At 67.2% G+C, this 1,029-nt stretch carries 1 protein-coding gene and 1 pseudogene; both read left to right on the plus strand.

Translation table 11 applies throughout. The annotated features are described in order from the left end of the window. Positions 1-63: 63 nt before the first annotated feature. Positions 64-153: pseudogene (locus ACFW2E_RS47815) on the plus strand (disulfide bond formation protein DsbA); the annotation flags it as partial. Positions 154-207: 54 nt separating this feature from the next. Next, positions 208-1,029 (plus strand): EamA family transporter (locus tag ACFW2E_RS47820; RefSeq protein ID WP_384478677.1); only part of this gene is annotated, 822 nt, incomplete at its 3' end.

A 1,029-nucleotide genomic window follows, 5' to 3' on the forward strand; every position in this document is an offset into this window, starting at 1 on the left:
CACACACACACCAAACAATCGATTTTTCCTTGTCTCGTGGGATCTTAGATGTTTATAAGAGACAGGCTCTGGGACGGCGTGCTGGCCGTGGCGGGCACGGACGGCTTCTTCGAGCTGAAGCGCGGCCGCGATCGCGACCCGATCTTCGACTGAGCCGGCCGGACGGACGTCGGGAGCCACGGTGATTCCCACGGGATGCGAGGCAAGATGAAGAACAGACAGAACGTACTCACGGCGGCCCTGACCGGCCTGGCTCCGGCGGTCTGGGGCAGCACCTACCTGGTGACCACCGAGCTGCTGCCTGCGGACCGGCCGCTCCTGGCGACCACCATGCGGGCTCTGCCCGGTGGCCTGGTGCTGCTGGCCCTCGGCCGCAAGCTCCCCGTCGGCATCTGGTGGTGGCGCGCGCTGGTCCTGGGCGTTCTGAACATCGGCGCCTTCAACTTCCTGCTCTTCGTCGCGGCCTACCGGCTGCCCGGTGGCATCGCCGCCATGATCATGTCGGCGCAGCCCATGTTCGTGGTCCTCCTCGCCGCCCTCTTCCTCAGCGAGCGGATCAGACTCGTCCACGCCCTGGCCTGCGTCATGGGCGCGGGGGGCGTGGCGTTGCTCGTCTTCAAGGGCACGGTCTCGCTCGACACCGTCGGTGTCCTCGCCGCGATCGGCGGAGCACTGTGCATGGCCTCGGGCATCACGCTGACCAAGCGGTGGGGCCGGCCGGAGGGCGTCGGCCTGCTCACGTTCACCGGGTGGCAACTCACGGCGGGCGGCCTGGTCCTGCTGCCGTTCTGGCTGTCGCTGGAAGACCTTCCAAACGGTCTCACCGGCTCCAACGTCATCGGGTTCGCCTACCTCATCACCCTGGGCGCTGTCCTGAGCTACATCGTCTGGTTCCGAGGCATCGAGCGGCTGCCGGCCGTCGCCGTCTCCTTCCTCGCGCTGGGCAGCCCGATCGTGGCGACCTTGCTGGGCTACCTCATCAAGGACCAGACGCTGTCCGCCCTCCAGATCGTCGGCATGGTCGTCATC

The organism is Streptomyces sp. NPDC058964, from assembly GCF_042741275.1.
Classification (GTDB): domain Bacteria; phylum Actinomycetota; class Actinomycetes; order Streptomycetales; family Streptomycetaceae; genus Streptomyces.